The sequence below is a fragment of the Clostridium sp. genome (genome assembly GCF_026168755.1).
Lineage (GTDB): Bacteria > Bacillota > Clostridia > Clostridiales > Clostridiaceae > Clostridium.
In genome coordinates this window covers 83,483-99,227 of record NZ_JAPFDR010000005.1, presented here as the reverse complement: position 1 = coordinate 99,227, position 15,745 = coordinate 83,483, and the positions used below count along the sequence as shown (strand labels likewise).

At 29.2% G+C, this 15,745-nt stretch carries 17 protein-coding genes; 1 reads left to right on the top strand and 16 read right to left on the bottom strand.

Going from position 1 to position 15,745, the window contains the following annotated elements; all coding sequences use genetic code 11:
• Positions 1 to 76: 76 nt before the first annotated feature.
• The 4 genes from rlmD to Q0Y03_RS03665 all read right to left on the bottom strand — a co-directional run bounded on the left by rlmD (position 77) and on the right by Q0Y03_RS03665 (position 3,506).
• Positions 77 to 1,432, bottom strand: coding sequence for a 23S rRNA (uracil(1939)-C(5))-methyltransferase RlmD (gene rlmD, locus Q0Y03_RS03680; protein WP_297712478.1), 1,356 nt, complete (start codon positions 1,430 to 1,432; stop codon positions 77 to 79).
• 133 nt (positions 1,433 to 1,565) lie between these two features.
• Positions 1,566 to 1,973 carry a hypothetical protein gene (locus tag Q0Y03_RS03675; protein ID WP_297712477.1) on the bottom strand — a complete coding sequence of 136 codons (408 nt, stop codon included), beginning with the start codon at positions 1,971 to 1,973 and terminating at the stop codon, positions 1,566 to 1,568.
• 45 nt (positions 1,974 to 2,018) lie between these two features.
• Entirely contained in the window at positions 2,019 to 2,687 is a 669-nt protein-coding gene (locus tag Q0Y03_RS03670; RefSeq protein ID WP_297712476.1) for a hypothetical protein, read from the bottom strand.
• Between the two features lie 126 nt (positions 2,688 to 2,813).
• On the bottom strand, positions 2,814 to 3,506 hold the full coding sequence (locus tag Q0Y03_RS03665; protein WP_297712475.1) for a helix-hairpin-helix domain-containing protein: 693 nt from the start codon (positions 3,504 to 3,506) through the stop codon (positions 2,814 to 2,816).
• 140 nt (positions 3,507 to 3,646) lie between these two features.
• On the opposite strand from Q0Y03_RS03665, the gene Q0Y03_RS03660 reads away from it, so the two are divergent.
• Complete coding sequence (locus tag Q0Y03_RS03660; protein ID WP_297712474.1) at positions 3,647 to 4,957, top strand: D-alanyl-D-alanine carboxypeptidase family protein; 1,311 nt, start codon at positions 3,647 to 3,649, stop codon at positions 4,955 to 4,957.
• A 73-nt stretch (positions 4,958 to 5,030) separates the two neighbouring features.
• Here the strand turns inward: Q0Y03_RS03660 and Q0Y03_RS03655 are convergent, their stop codons facing one another.
• The 12 genes from Q0Y03_RS03655 to Q0Y03_RS03600 form a co-directional block, all read right to left on the bottom strand.
• Positions 5,031 to 5,930: an RluA family pseudouridine synthase gene (locus Q0Y03_RS03655; RefSeq protein ID WP_297712473.1), complete on the bottom strand. Its 900-nt coding sequence runs from the start codon at positions 5,928 to 5,930 to the stop codon at positions 5,031 to 5,033.
• Between the two features lie 54 nt (positions 5,931 to 5,984).
• Complete coding sequence (locus Q0Y03_RS03650; RefSeq protein WP_297712472.1) at positions 5,985 to 7,340, bottom strand: LCP family protein; 1,356 nt, start codon at positions 7,338 to 7,340, stop codon at positions 5,985 to 5,987.
• A 53-nt stretch (positions 7,341 to 7,393) separates the two neighbouring features.
• Complete coding sequence (gene yqeK, locus Q0Y03_RS03645) at positions 7,394 to 7,969, bottom strand: bis(5'-nucleosyl)-tetraphosphatase (symmetrical) YqeK (RefSeq protein WP_297712471.1); 576 nt, start codon at positions 7,967 to 7,969, stop codon at positions 7,394 to 7,396.
• Position 7,970: 1 nt separating this feature from the next.
• Positions 7,971 to 8,579, bottom strand: coding sequence for a nicotinate-nucleotide adenylyltransferase (gene nadD / locus Q0Y03_RS03640; RefSeq protein ID WP_297712470.1), 609 nt, complete (start codon positions 8,577 to 8,579; stop codon positions 7,971 to 7,973).
• Between the two features lie 2 nt (positions 8,580 to 8,581).
• Positions 8,582 to 8,887, bottom strand: a complete 306-nt coding sequence (gene yhbY / locus Q0Y03_RS03635; RefSeq protein ID WP_297712469.1) for a ribosome assembly RNA-binding protein YhbY — start codon at positions 8,885 to 8,887, stop codon at positions 8,582 to 8,584.
• A 14-nt stretch (positions 8,888 to 8,901) separates the two neighbouring features.
• Positions 8,902 to 10,188 carry a GTPase ObgE gene (gene obgE / locus Q0Y03_RS03630; RefSeq protein ID WP_297712468.1) on the bottom strand — a complete coding sequence of 429 codons (1,287 nt, stop codon included), beginning with the start codon at positions 10,186 to 10,188 and terminating at the stop codon, positions 8,902 to 8,904.
• 155 nt (positions 10,189 to 10,343) lie between these two features.
• Positions 10,344 to 10,643 (bottom strand): 50S ribosomal protein L27, encoded by a 300-nt coding sequence (gene rpmA / locus Q0Y03_RS03625; protein WP_297712466.1) that lies wholly within the window; start codon positions 10,641 to 10,643, stop codon positions 10,344 to 10,346.
• 5 nt (positions 10,644 to 10,648) lie between these two features.
• Positions 10,649 to 11,023 carry a ribosomal-processing cysteine protease Prp gene (locus Q0Y03_RS03620; protein WP_297712465.1) on the bottom strand — a complete coding sequence of 125 codons (375 nt, stop codon included), beginning with the start codon at positions 11,021 to 11,023 and terminating at the stop codon, positions 10,649 to 10,651.
• Positions 11,024 to 11,032: 9 nt separating this feature from the next.
• Complete coding sequence (gene rplU, locus Q0Y03_RS03615; RefSeq protein ID WP_133014022.1) at positions 11,033 to 11,344, bottom strand: 50S ribosomal protein L21; 312 nt, start codon at positions 11,342 to 11,344, stop codon at positions 11,033 to 11,035.
• Between the two features lie 131 nt (positions 11,345 to 11,475).
• Entirely contained in the window at positions 11,476 to 12,918 is a 1,443-nt protein-coding gene (locus tag Q0Y03_RS03610) for a ribonuclease E/G (RefSeq protein ID WP_297712464.1), read from the bottom strand.
• A gap of 12 nt (positions 12,919 to 12,930) precedes the next feature.
• Positions 12,931 to 13,632 carry a TIGR03936 family radical SAM-associated protein gene (locus Q0Y03_RS03605; RefSeq protein WP_297712490.1) on the bottom strand — a complete coding sequence of 234 codons (702 nt, stop codon included), beginning with the start codon at positions 13,630 to 13,632 and terminating at the stop codon, positions 12,931 to 12,933.
• Positions 13,616 to 15,475, bottom strand: a complete 1,860-nt coding sequence (locus Q0Y03_RS03600; protein ID WP_297712463.1) for a TIGR03960 family B12-binding radical SAM protein — start codon at positions 15,473 to 15,475, stop codon at positions 13,616 to 13,618. The genes Q0Y03_RS03605 and Q0Y03_RS03600 overlap by 17 nt, the downstream gene beginning before the upstream one ends.
• Between the last annotated feature and the right edge of the window lie 270 nt (positions 15,476 to 15,745).

Sequence of the window (15,745 nt, the reverse complement as noted above, 5' to 3'; positions counted from 1 at the left end):
ATCCATGCTTTTGTATTATTATATATTTTTTATAATAAAAGAACAACAAGATTATCTTGAAGTTCTTATTAATTTATTATTTTTTTATAAGTCTAACAACCGTCTCAGCGTGCGGCGTATTTGGGAACATGTCTTTAACTGTACTCTTATCAACCTTATATCCATGAGCTAACAATACATCTAAGTTTTCAACCATTGTCTTAGGATTACATGAAACATAGATTATTTCAGGTGCATTAAATCTAATTACATAATCTAAAGCCTTTGGCGAAACACCACTTCTTGGTGGATCTAAAATAATTATATCTGGTTTATCCTTAACCTTCTTAATAGTTTCAGCAACATCCCCAGCTATAAACTCACAATTATTTAATCCATTAAGCTTCGCATTTTCCTTTGCAGCTTCAACAGCTTCTTCAATAAGCTCAAGTCCAACAACCTTCTTAGCATTAGGTGCCGCTATTTGACCAATCGTACCAGTTCCACAATAAAGGTCAAATACAACTTTATTTTCGCCATCTCCCATAAAATCCCTAACTATACTATAAAGAGATTCTGCTCCCTTAGAGTTAGTTTGGAAGAACGAGAATGGTGATATTTTAAATTTAAGACCAAGCAAAGTTTCAACTATGTAATCTCTTCCAAATAATACATTTACCTTTTCAGGTACAACTGCATCAGATAAAGAATTATTTTCAGTATGTAATACAGATACTAATTCACCTTTATAGTTTTGAGCTTTAAGTAATTCAGTATACTCAGTTAAATCAAAATCAATTTGAGTTGTAGTTACTAAATTAACCATAAGTTCACCAGTATTAGTAGCTTTTCTAATAACTAAATGTCTTAAATACCCTTCCCTTCTCATTACTCTATAATAAGGTAATCCAGTTTTTCTAAAATAATCTATAGTTGTTTTAAGAACAGTTCTAAAATCTTCATCAACTATCATACAGTTATCAACTGTTAATACACCAAAAGACTTTCCTTTCATGTGCATTCCTAAAGTAAGCTCTCCACCTTTTTCTAAGTCTCCAAAAGTGAACTCCATCTTATTTCTATACTCCCAGCAATTTTCACTACCCTTTACTCCAAGGTACATTCCCATGGGTAAGTCCTTTTCTTCAAAAAGATCGCAAATTTCATCACTTAATAATTCCAATTGCTTTTCATAAGTTAAATTTTGCGAACTACATCCTCCACATACTCCAAAGTGAGGACATGGTGCATCTATTTCATATCCAGCCTTTTCAATAACGTCTACAAGCTTAGCTTCTGCATATCCTTCTCTATTTTTCTTAACTGTAGCTTTTACTGTTTGGCCAGGAAAAGCACCCTTTACATAAATATTCTTTCCTTCACACTCTGCAATCCCCGTTGAAGGAAATTTCATATTGTTTATTTTTAATGTTAATTGACTTCCTCTTTTCATCTTAAGCTCCAATCTAAAAATTAATTATTTATTATAAAAAAAATCATAACTTTTAATTTCTAACTATTAGTATTATACATTAAAACAAAAATAAAAACACCTCTATAAACTATTATAAAGGTGTCTTATAAAGTTATCTAAAGATGAATTTTTTTCCTAAAGTCTTTCCGTGTAAAAGTTCTTGTAAAATTGGATAGTATAGTATGTTACTTATTACATAAATAATCATAAATACCTCTTCTCTTGAAGCTACTCTATATCCAAAAACTCTTAAAGCTAAATCAAATATTCCAAATAATATTAATGCTAAAGCTATAACAAATATTTGATCCAATATTCCACTTAAAATAACTTTTGTATAGTGAAGAAGTTTGCCATCAGCCTTTATTTCTTCATCCTTTATAAATTCTCTCGCTTCTGCCGCCTTCTCTTCAGCTAAATATACCTTAGCTTCCTCTAAAACTTCTGGTGATACGTAATCATTATTGTTTTCAGTCTCATTAACTTTATTTTTTAGATTTTCTTCATTGTTATCTACCATCTCTACCTCCATAGAATTTATATTTATATAATTAAAGCTTATTATTTACTTAAAGTTATATACTCTACTTTCTAACTTATAAAGTAAAAAGTCTTCTGTAATTGTTATTGTCTCTTTTAAACCATCAATATTATTGCTTATAGTTTGTATACCCTCATCTGTACCATTTTTAATTATATCGTATATTTGTTTATCTAACTCAGTATAATCCCTTTCATAATCACCAGTAAATGCTTGTGAAAAAGCTGATAATGATAAATTTTCAAAATCAAATTTTCCTGTTTCTAAAATGGTCTTTTTATCTAATTTATATCCTAATTTCATTTCTAATTTTCCATTAGCTAAATCTGAACCATATTGTTTAAACCCAAAGTATAAACTTTCTAATCTTTCTGCCTCTGGAATATCAAAGTATATATAAGTATCATTAACTGATTCGCCATTCTCTTCTTTTATTTCATCTTCTGTAATATCATAATCTAATGAATATCCTTTAGCTGTTGATTCTACACTTGCTAATGACTTTTCATATAATTCTTTAACCTCTTCTCTACTATAATCTTCTGACCATGTTCCTGGAAGTATATCCACATTTTCAACTGCTGTCTTTTGATTATCCTCTGTTGTCTTTACATCATCGTTGTTACTTGAGCATCCTACTACACTAATAGCTAACATTGCAACTAATGCTAAAGATATTGCCTTCTTCTTCATGTTATTACCCCCTATGCTATTATTTAACTCAATAGTATGTTTTCATAAATCCTATTAATTATAACATTAATCTTCTGTGTTTTAAAAGCATTTGGTAACATATTTATGTAAAATTCACATTATAACCTACAATTTAATGCTATCTTTTATTTTTTCAAAAGTCTTTTCTCCTATTCCATCAACATTTTTTAATTCCTCAATAGATTTGAAGCCATTATTTTTTTCTCTATATAAAATTATAGAATTAGCTTTCACTTCTCCTATTCCTGGAATTTCTTTAAGTTTACTTATATCTGAATCATTTATACTTATTTTCCCATCATCACTTTCTTCGTTCACTTCATTATTTTCTGCTTCTACATCTATATTAACATCATTTATATTCCTAATTACTATTAAATCATGATTATTAATTTCTTTAGCTCTATTTATATTTGAAATATCAGCCTCCGTTGTCAATCCCCCTGCCATTTCAATTAAATCTTTAATTATACTTCCTTCACTTAAGGTATAAACATCTGGATTCATTACTTCTCCCTTAATTTCAACAACTATTGTGTTATTAGAACTTTTTTGTAAATTGCTATTCTCATTATTATTCTCAATAAGTAAATTATTATTCTCCTCTTCAGTTTCTTTTAAATAATTACTATTATCTTTTTCAACGCTAATACTTTCTTCATCAATAAAAATATTTTGCATATATTCATCTTTAAAAACATTCTTTCTATTTTTTCCATATGTTAATAATGATACAGTTCCTGTTATAAATAGAACTATTATTACTCCTATTACTTTTTTATTCTTTAAAACATCCATTATATCACTCCTTCTGTGTTACATTATAATTATTGTCATAAATTCTATATCTAAACTTTTATAATGAATTTATCTATAGAATTCCTTTTATTTTTTTGGTAAACTTATAAAGTATAAGATATAACTTAAGGGAGAGGTTTATGAAAAAATTATTATGCAAAACGTTTGTTTTAGTGTTTTTACTTACAAGCGTACTAACTAACATAACAACGATAAACTCTTTTGCACTACCTAATTTATATTCTGAAGGTATTTATCTTATGGATGCAACTACAGGAAAAGTGCTTTATGAAAAGAATGCTAATGTACAATATATGCCTGCTTCAACTACTAAAGTAATGACAGCAATAATTGCATTAGAAAATTCTAAATTAGATGAACTAGTTACTATAGGAGAAAATCCCCCATTGGCAGATGGATCTTCACTTGGGCTCGCTCAAGGTGAAGTTTATACAATGGAAGAATTACTCTTAGGATTACTTTTGGAATCTGGAAATGATTGTGCTGAGGCTATTGCTGAACACATATCTGGTTCAAATGAAGAATTCTCAAAGTTAATGAATAAAAAAGCAATAGAACTTGGTGCAACTAACACTAATTTTAAAAATCCAAGTGGATTAACAGAAGAAGGGCATTTAACTACAGCATATGACTTAGCCTTAATAATGAGATATGCATCTCAAAATGCTGATTTTGTTAGAATTTCACAAACTCAATCCTATTTTTACGAAACTCATCCATTTTCAGATGGTAGTGAAAAATGGGCTACAAATCATAATCATTTATTAAAAGCTGATTCACAATATAAATATCAATATGCTTATTGTGGTAAAACAGGTTATACTACAGCTGCAAATCATTCATATACAGCTGTAGCCAAAAAAGATGATCAAACTATAGTTGGTGCTTTTTTAAATGCAACTGATAAAGATGGATTATACACAAGCGTAGGTCAATTATTTGATTGGGGATTTGAAAATTTTAGAACTGAAAAAGTAATTTCTAAAGGTGATAAATTAGAGGATTATTCTATAGATGACTCTACATCTATTCCTTTATTATCAACTGAAGACTTTTATTATACTTTTAATCTAAGTGAAGGCGAAAATATAACTAATCCTAACATATCTGTAGAATATGATAATAAGGATTTGACAACTACCTCTATTAAAGAAGGGGATATTTTATTTGATGCTTATCTTTTAATTAATGGTAATAAAGTTTCTAATATTAAATTAGCTAGTGGTACAGATAGAGAATATACTACTGAAGTTATGGTCAAGAATACTATTACTAAAATTACTTCAAATAAATATTTTACCTTAGGTGTAATTACTATTATTGTTATAATTATATTATTTATTATACTAATATCAATGATACGTAATAAAAAACGTAGAAGAAAATTTTTAGCAAGACGTTCTTATATAAGAAATAAACATAATTTTTAATTAAAGTAAAAGTAAAAGTAAAAGAGTTAGAAATAACCTGCTTTTTAGTAAGCTTATTTCTAACTCTTTTATTTTAAACCCTTAACTTTTCTAGTAATACTTTTATGTCCTTTGGCAATTCAGCTCTTAATTCAAGTGGCTTTTTAGTTCTTGGTGATTTAAAATTTAACCCATATGCATGAAGTGCTTGCCTTGATATAATCTCTGAATCTGATTCATCTCCATATAGAGTATCTCCATAAATAGGATGTCCTAATGAAGATAAATGTACTCTAATTTGATGTGTTCTACCAGTTTCAAGTAAACATTCAACTAAATCTGCATCCTTTAATCTTTCGACAACTTTATAGTGAGTAATACTTCTTTGTCCTCTTTCATCTACAACTCTTTTCATATTTCCTTCAAGTTCTGGTCTATATATCGGCTTATCTATTGTTCCTTCAATCTCTTCCATATGACCATGAACTAAAGCTAGATATCTTTTCTCTATTTCATTTTGTTGCATATTATTAGATAATTCCATATGAGCATATTGATTCTTAGCTATTATTATTAATCCTGATGTATCCATATCAAGTCTACTAACAAGCCTTACTATACAGTCTTGATTAGTTTCCTTAAAATAATATAATAATGCATTTGCTAAGGTTCCTGACTGATATCTTTTAGTTGGATGAACAACCATATTGGGTCTTTTGTTTACAACTATAATTTCGCTATCTTCATAAACTATATCTATCTCTATCTTTTCTGGCTCAATATTTTGACTTTCTTTTTTATTTAAACTAATTGATATATTATCATTTTCTTTTAAAACATAATTCATTCTTACAGGAGCGTTGTTTACTATTATTCTTTTATCCATAGCAGCTCCCCTTATAAATCTTGACGACAAGCCCATCTCTTCTTTTAGGTATTCCCTTATCTTTCTACCTTCAAAGCTTTTTTCTACGCTTCTTTCTAAAGTACTCATAGCTTACCTCCCTTAAATAATTAAGAGTTAAGAATTAAGAATTAAAAATGTATTTTATTCAAACTCTAAATAATCTTCACCAATTATTATCACTGCATCATAGTTTTCATATTCTGAGTCTTTATTTTTTGAAAGATTTTTAATTCCTGTATCATCACTTAATAAATTTTTTAGTTCCTTATTATTTGATAATATACTTGATTCTTTACTTTTATCAGCATTTCCAATGCTTATATTTGCATACCCTAACTTCTCTAGCTCTGTTTTCATATTCCCTGCTAAACCATTTACTCTAGTGGCATTTAAAACCATAATAGAAGAATTCTTTTTAGCTTCACTATTATCTGCCTCACTAGTAATCTTCAATGATTCTATTAAGCTTTGATTATATGAAGGGTCTGCAACTAAAAAATCTTGTCCATATATTCTTTCGTTATATCCTTGTAATGTACTCATAGATATTCCTGAATTACTTATCATTTTTAATCCATACTTTATCATATCCGTACCTGACATATTAGTTATTACATTTTCTTGTATAGCCTTTAAAATATCAGGAACCTGAGTAATTATAGTAGGATTAGTACATTTCTCAATTAATGCAGATATAAATTTTTGTTGATTCTTAATTCTTCCTAAATCTCCATCTGCAAGACCTGTACCATCATTATTCTTTCTCCATCTAAAGAATTCTTCTGCCTTTTGTCCATCTAATAATACTGTTTCACCTTTATTAAAATGTATATGTAGATCTTGGGCATCATCATCATAATACATATCTCTATCTATATACATTTCTACTCCACCAACAGCATCAATTAGATTTCTAAATGCAGCATAATCAATCTCTACAAGATAATTAACTGTTATATCCAATAAACCTTCAACCTGTTCTATAACTTCCTCTTCTCCACCTAGAACATAAGCTGCATTTATCTTCCAATAAGGAATTTTATTTCCATTACCATCATGTGCATCTTCAACCTCAATTAAAGTATCTCTTGGAATTGAAACTACTCTTATATTATCAGTACGTGGATTATAATTTAACAACATCATAGTATCAGTTCTTCTAGCAGAAGTATTTGAAGTATTCTCTGCATCTCCTATATCCATACCTAATAATAATATATTTACAGTTTCATTTGATTTAGGATCAACCTCTGCAATTATATCTCTATTATTTAAAGATCCAATAAAGGAAAACAAGTATACTCCACATAGTACTGTTAATATTACTATTGTTAAAAATGCAGCTGTAATTGCTCTTTTTATAACTGTAGATTTTTTTTCTTTTCTTCTTAATTTCTTTCTTACCTCTAACTCTTCTCTTGGGCTTAACTCCCTCTTACTATTTTTATTAGAGACTCTTCTACTATTATTTCCTCTGTTATCCTTTTTACTTGACATTGTCCCGTCCCTCACCTTATATATACTAATAAAAAATTAATTACTATTAAAATCTACTTAGTCTTCATATTATACACTAAATAATTTCTTGCTTTAACAGAGCTTATATCTACTGCACAACCTTTTGTTAATAAATATATAGTTGTATGAGTTAATGCCTTTAACATAGCTAAATCTAAATCTTTATAAGCTACTTCCCTAATTTCATCTACACCATCAAATTTTCTAGAAGGTTCTATTAAATCTGCAAGATATACTATCTTTTCAAGGTTAGTCATATTTTCTCTACCTGTAGTATGCCATCTCATAGCATTTAAAATTTCTTCATCTTCTATTTCAAAAACTTTTCTAGCTATTATAGGTGCAATTATAGAGTGCCATAATTCTCGTGTATTTTCTTCATCAATTGATAAAACAATATTCTCATCTTCTATTATTTTTTTCAACTCTTTATCGCTCATATTTTTTGCAACATCATGGCAAAGAGCTGCTATTTCAGCTTTATTTTTATCTTCTCCATAAACTTCTGCAAGCTTGATAGCTGTATTAACAACACCTAAAGTATGCCCATATCTAGCCGGCTTTAAATTATTCCTTAAATACTCTCTTATTTCCTCTAATCCCCACATTTTAATCTCCCTTATATAACTTATTCTGTTCTATATACTTCATAACTTTCTCAGGAATAAAGAAATCTACTCTTTTTCCCTTTATTATTCTTTCTCTAATCATAGAAGAAGAAATATCCAAGTTGCTTATATCTAATAAAATTATATTTGAATTATATTTATCTTGTAATTTTTTCTTTTGCTCTTCAAGAGTTTCTTTATTATATTCCCCTCTATTAAAAGCTACAAATGTACAATTACTCAATACTAATTCTGGATTTTTCCACTTTTCTATATCCATTAAAGAATCAGCTCCAGCAATGAAGAAGACTTCAACATCTCCTTCATCACCTTTTAAATATTTTAAAGTTTCATAAGTATAACTATATCCTTGCTTTTGTATTTCATAATCACTAATTTCAAAGTCAGAATAATCCTTTATAGCAATTTTAACCATATCATATCTATAGTTAGAATCTATTACTGAACTTTCTTTTTTATGTGGGGGATTTCCTGCAACCATAAATATAACTTTATCTAAATTTAAAGTTTCTTTAGCCTCATATGCAATATATAAATGTGCTAAATGTATGGGATTAAATGTACCACCCATCATACCATATCGTTTCATAACTATTTGTTTTTTCCTTGTGGTAATTCTATCTTAGGTTTCTTTTCAGATCTCTTGTATAATACAATTTTACTTCCTATAGCCTGAACTCCTTCACACCCTATAAGTTTACATATTTCATCTGAAACTTCTCTAGCAGATAATCCACTATTTTCTAAAACCTTTATTTTTATAAGTTCCCTAGCTTCCAAAGCTTCTTCTAATTGTCTTAAAAATGTTTCTTCAACACCATTTTTACCTATTTGGAATATTGGTGTCATTGTATTTGCAATCCCTCTTAAATAAGCTCTTTGTTTTCCTGTTATCATGTATTTTGTTCCTCCTATAATATGTACTCGAACTCGAATTCATTTAATCTAACCATGTCTCCGTCTTGTACTCCCATCTCTCTAATTTGTTGTAATACTCCCTTATTATTAAGTACCTTATGGAAATATCTTAATGAATCTGCATCATGGATATTTACAGATGCAAGTAATCTATCAACAAATGATCCTGTAACAACATATGTATTATAATCTTCGCCTTCTTCAACGTTGATTTCATACGTAAATCTCTTTTCTTCTTCAACGTATCTTTCTTCTTCTGGTATTTCTAATTCCATTACTGGAATTTCTGTTAACATCTTACCTGCTTCTTTAATAACCTCATCAACACCAGCTTTAGTTGCTGCTGACATCTTAAATACTTTATCAAATCCTAATTCGTTAACTTTCTTCTTAAAGTTCTCAAATGCCTCTTCATCATAAAGCATATCAGCCTTATTAGCTACAACAATTTGTGGTCTATCCCAAAGCTTCACAGAATATTTCTTAAGTTCTTCATTTATTTTTACAAAGTCCTCAAAAGCATCTCTACCTTCAATACCTGATATATCAACAACATGTATTAATAATCTTGTTCTTTCTATATGTCTTAAGAAATCAAGACCTAATCCTACACCTTCAGCTGCTCCTTCAATTATTCCTGGAATATCAGCCATAACAAATGAATTAATTCCTTCTGCTTTAACAACCCCTAAATTTGGTTTTAAAGTTGTGAAGTGATAATTTGCTATTTTAGGTTTAGCTGCTGTAACTGTTGATAATAAAGTTGATTTTCCTACATTAGGGAATCCAACTAATCCAACGTCTGCAAGTAATTTTAATTCAAGCATTAAAGTTCTTTCTTCTGCTGGCATACCTGGTTCTGCAAAATGTGGTGCCTGTCTTGTTGGTGTACAGAACTTACAGTTTCCTTTACCACCTTTACCACCTCTAGCAATAACATATGTATCATCCTTATGAGAAAGGTCAGCAATAACTTTATTACTTTCAAAATCTCTAATAATAGTTCCCATTGGAACTCTTATGTATAAATCTTCTCCATCTTTACCATAGCATTTAGAACCTGAGCCATTTCCTCCAGATTCAGCTATGAATTTTTTCTTATATTTGAAATCTAAAAGTGTTGTTAATCCAGTATCTACTGTAAATATAACACTACCGCCTTTTCCTCCATCTCCACCATCTGGACCTCCTAGTGGAACGTACTTTTCTCTTCTAAATGTAACAGCACCATTTCCACCGGCACCTGATCTAACTAGTATCTTCGCTCTATCTATAAACATAGTTACTATCCTCCTTGTAACTTCTTAATGTTAAACGTAATAATTTATCTTTATTATTCCATAACATATATATTTTATAATAGTATATATAAAAAATACATTTATTACAAGAATAAAAGCACCCTTACGGGTGCTTTTACCTATATAAAATATAATTATTCAGCTATTTCTTCAACGTTTACTGGGTAAACAGAAACTTTTTTCTTGTCTCTTCCCATTCTTTCGAATTTTACGATTCCGTCTTCCTTAGCAAATAAAGTGTCATCTCCACCCTTACCTACATTTAGACCTGGGTGAATCTTAGTTCCTCTTTGTCTGTAAAGGATGTTTCCAGCTAAAACGAATTCTCCGTCTGCAGCCTTAGCACCTAATCTCTTAGATTCAGAATCTCTACCATTCTTTGAACTACCTACCCCTTTCTTGTGGGCAAATAATTGAAGGTTCATCATTAACATACTCATTACACCTCCTCGAATTTTATTTTTATATATTTATTCCGTCTATTTTTACCAAAACTAGCTTCAAGGGACATCATCAAACTCTCTAAACTTTTTTCAAAGGTTAAAAGTAATACTTGCCCTCTCTCAATATCCTCATTTTTAAGATTAGTTAAATCTAATGATAAAAATCCATCATTTATTTCACACTTTATTGGTAGTTTTAAAACTTCCTGCATACCTATTACAGCACTTTGAGATAATACCGAAACACTATTACAGATCATATCATATGCATCACCTGTAGCGCTTTCAATTTCTTCTCTTGATAAAGCATGACCCTCTATCTTAAATCCGACAGATATATGTTTTTGCTTAAATATAATAACCTTAATCATAACTTAAAATTAAGCTTCGATTTTTTCGATTACTAATTTAGTGTAAGGTTGTCTGTGACCAGTCTTCTTTCTGTAGTCCTTCTTTGGCTTATACTTGAAAACTGTGATTTTCTTAGCTTTTCCTTGAGCTGCTACCTTAGCAACAACTTTAGCTCCAGCAACTACTGGTGCACCAACTGTTAAAGTTTCTCCGTTAGAAACAGCTAAAACCTCTGTTAATTCTACTGTTGATTCAACTTCAGCGTTTAATTTTTCAACGTATATTACGTCTCCTTCTTGAACTCTGTATTGTTTTCCTCCAGTTAATACTACTGCGTACATTAAAACACCTCCTCTTAAACGGTCTCGCCAATGTAGGTACAAAGATTTAACTTTGTTTTTATTAAAACCCGTTATGTGCGGTTTACATATGACATTCTATCACATAAAAATACATTTTGTAAAGAAGTTTATTACAATTTTTCAATTGTTTTTATCTTGTACTTTTGGTAATTTTCTTTTTGATTAGAGAATATAAGAGGTTCAACCTTATACCCTTCTATATCATCGACAAAATTCAGATAAATTTCCTTATCTAATCCATCAATATTTTTCAAAAATTTAAATAAATCTCCCTTTATGTCCTCTTCATAATTTTTATCTATCTCAACATAAAAATCATTTATAGAGTTCTCATTTGAACATTTTATAATTTCATTTCTAATAAGAGTTTCAATATAAGATAATCTCAAAAGGAATCCATTGCTTTTACATTTTCTACAAGGCTCTTCTAAATACTCATAAATAGACTTACCTTTTCTTTTTCTACTTATTTGAATTAAATCAAGCTCTGTAAAAGGAAAAACTTTAACATTTCCCTTATCTGCTTCTAACGCTTTTTTAAGTTCCTTAAGTACAAATATTTTTTGTTTTTCATCTCTCATATCAATGAAATCAACAACTATTATTCCACTTAAATTTCTTAATCTAATTTGTCTTCCTACTTCTTTTGCAGCCTCTAAATTAGTTTGCATTATAGTTTTATTAAAATCTCTACCCTTTGTATTTTTTCCACTATTAACATCTATTACATACATAGCCTCTGTTTTATCTATTACAATATATCCACCGCAAGGTATATTAACCTTTTTATGCCTTAATTTAATTATTTCTTTTTCTATTCCACCATAATCAAATAAAGTTCTCGTACCTTCATAAAGTTTAAATTCAACATTGCCATGATTGTTAACTAAACCCTTTACTATTTCTAGAAATTCTTCATCATCTACAACAATTTTAGTTTTTCTATTATCAAGTTCTTCTAAAAATCTTGTAATTAGGCTATTTGATTTAATTTTACCTATATTTTTAGAGTATTTAAGCTTTCTTTCCATATCATCTTTTTTACTTAAAAGATAATTTAGTTCTTCACTTAATTCTTCATTTGTTGCAGATTCAGCATCTGTTCTAAATACAATTCCAATTCCTCTAATTGGATTTATAAGAGTAGTTAATCTTCTTTTTTGTTCTACATCAGAAATTCGTTTTGATACAGTTATTCCTTCATCTCCTACTGTTAAAACAATAAATCTTCCCAGTATAGTAACTTTATTGCTAACTTTAGCACCTTTATTTCCTAAAGGTTCTTTTAAGACTTCTACTAATAACTCCTGACCTTTTTTTATTCCAACTCTTTTTAACTCTTCACTGTAATACATATAAGCTTCTTTTTCTAAGCCTATATCTAAAAATACAGAGTTAATTCCAGGAATTATATTCTTAACTCTAGCTTTATACACTTCTCCAATTTGTGGATTAACGGAGTCCTCCTCTACAAGGCACTCCATTAACTCATCTTGTTCTTTTACTGCAATTCTAATTAAGCTTTCTCTTTTTTCAATGAAAATTTCTCTCATATCAAAACTACCTTAAATCCCCTTATATAAAGGAACATATTTATTATTTTTTAATATATACATTTCTTCTCTTTTTATATTTACAAAAGAGTCCATATTAACTTCTGATATTTTACCCTTTAAATATGTTACTAAAAGATCTGCAGAAAGATTCTCTCTACTACCTGTTGCTATTAACGTATTTAAAACTAATTCATTATCTTTTACCCAATATTTAAATTCTTTAACAAAAGGTTTTATATCAGTAAGCTTTTCACCTTTTTTAGTTTTCTTAACTATTTCCCATTTAGATTCATTTAAAGTCTTCATCATTTCTTCTTCAACTTTAGAAGTTTCATTAAGTTTTACTTTAATTATATATCTTGCACCATCTAAAAGCGCCATAGCTTGTGGCAATCTCTTAACATTTTCTACTATTTCAACAGGTGTTGCATGTAAAAATTTAATTGTTGGAGGAGCACTAGCATTTAATTTTTCTATAACTTCTCCTACTCCAAGAGATTCTGTTAAAACTAAATCTAAATACTCACCATCAGAATAAACTCCAACTGAAAGTGGTTGTGCTATTGATAAAGACATATGTGGATTAAACCCTTTTGAATATTCAACTGGTAATCCTGATCTTTTTATTATTCTTTGAATAGTTCTCATTAAATCTAAATGACCAATAAATTTAATGTTCTCGCCTTTAGTAAATTTAATTACGTATCGCACCTTCAAAACACTTCCCTTCTTTAAAGTTTACGTTTATTCCACATCCTGTACAACCTTCTAAACAATTCCTAGTAAGCTCAGCTTTTTTAGCCTTTTCATTTTCTCTTTCAAGATATTTTCTATTAACTCCGATATCTATGAAATCCCATGGAAGTATTTCTTCATAACTTCTATCTCTATATACATAGAAATCTGGATCTAAATTACATTCAGACATAGCTTCGTTCCATATATCCATATTGAAGTATTCTGACCATCCATCAAATTTAGCACCCTTTTCAAATGCCTTTATTAAAACATCACAAGTTCTTCTATCACCTCTTGCAAATACAGCTTCCATAAATGAAGTTTCTTGCTCATGATAGTTATAAACTATACTTCTTGATTTTATAGCACCTCTAACAGCTTTAATTCTTTCATCAACTATTTCTGGTCTAGCCATTGGAGCCCATTGGAATGGAGTAAATGGCTTTGGAACTAATATAGATGTACTTACTGTAATTTTTAACCCCTTATTTCTAACATTCTTTGGAATTCCAAAGTAAACATCAGCCATTTTTTCTGCTAATTCACCAATTCCTGCTGCATCCTCTGTTGTTTCATAAGGTAATCCTAATATGAAGTATAATTTAATAGTGCTCCATCCTGATTCAAAAGCACTCTTAGCAGCTTCTAAAATTCTTTCTTCAGTTAACCCCTTATTTATTATGTCTCTCATTCTTTGAGAACCAGCTTCTGGAGCAAAAGTTAACCCAGTTTTTCTAACTTTTTGAATTTCTTTTATTAGGTCTACTGAAAAAGCATCAACTCTTATTGATGGAAGGGCTATACCAACCTTATCCCATTCATGTTCTAAAATTAAACTAGATATTAAATTTTGAATATTAGAGTAATCACAAATACTTAAAGAAGCTAACGATACTTCATTATATCCAGTAGCCTTAAGGGCTTTTCTAGCTTGCTCTAATAAAGTATTTGTAGTTTTTTCTCTAACTGGTCTATAAATCATTCCTGCTTGACAGAATCTACAACCATTAGTACATCCTCTAGCTGTTTCTAAAACAACTCTATCATGAACTATTTCAGTATAAGGAACTATCATTTCATCCGGGAATGCTACTGAATCAAAGTCATTAACTATTCTCTTTTTAACCTTAGCTGGAACATCTTCGTATTTAGGCTTAAACTCTTTTATAGTTCCATCTTCGTTATATGTAACATCATAAAGACTTGGAACATAAACTCCACCTATCTTTGATATTTCCCTTAAGAATTCTTTTTTATTAACTTTTCCATTAGCTTTATGTCTTGCATAAACCTCTAAAACATCATTCATCATTTCTTCACCTTCACCAATTTCGAAGAAATCTACGATATCATATAAAGGTTCTGGATTATATGCACAAGGGCCTCCCGCCATAATTATTGGCTCATCTTCTCCTCTTTCACTTGCTCTTATAGGTATTCCTGACATATGAAGCATATTTAATATGTTTGTATAACTCATTTCATATTGAAGAGTAAATCCTAACATATCAAATTTATCTAATGAAGTTTTAGTTTCTAAAGAAAATAACTTTATATTATTTTCTCTCATTAACCCTTCCATATCTGGCCATGGTGTAAATACTCTTTCACAATATGTATCTTTTCTTTCATTTATAGTATGATATAAAATTCTTGTTCCTAAGTGAGACATACCAACTTCATATACATCTGGAAAACAAAATGCAAATCTTATATTAACATCATCTGGATTTTTTATAACTTGATTTAATTCTCCACCTACATATCTAGATGGTTTTTCTACCTTACATAAAATATCATCAGTTATTTTATTCATAAGTACCTCCTTTAATTTATCAATAAACTTACTCATAACAACTTAAATATTACGAAGCAATATTTTAAATTAAACAATTAAGCTTTTGAACAGCATTTCGCCAGTTCAAAATATTAAGAGTTGCCTACCACAACTTTAAAATTCTTCGGATAAATAAAGAAAAAATAAGTTGAAAACTTATTTTCACATTAATTTCTTAATGTTGACACAGGCAACTCTTAACTGAGTTTAATTAGTATCAAATATATTAAACCACTTAATTAACCGCAA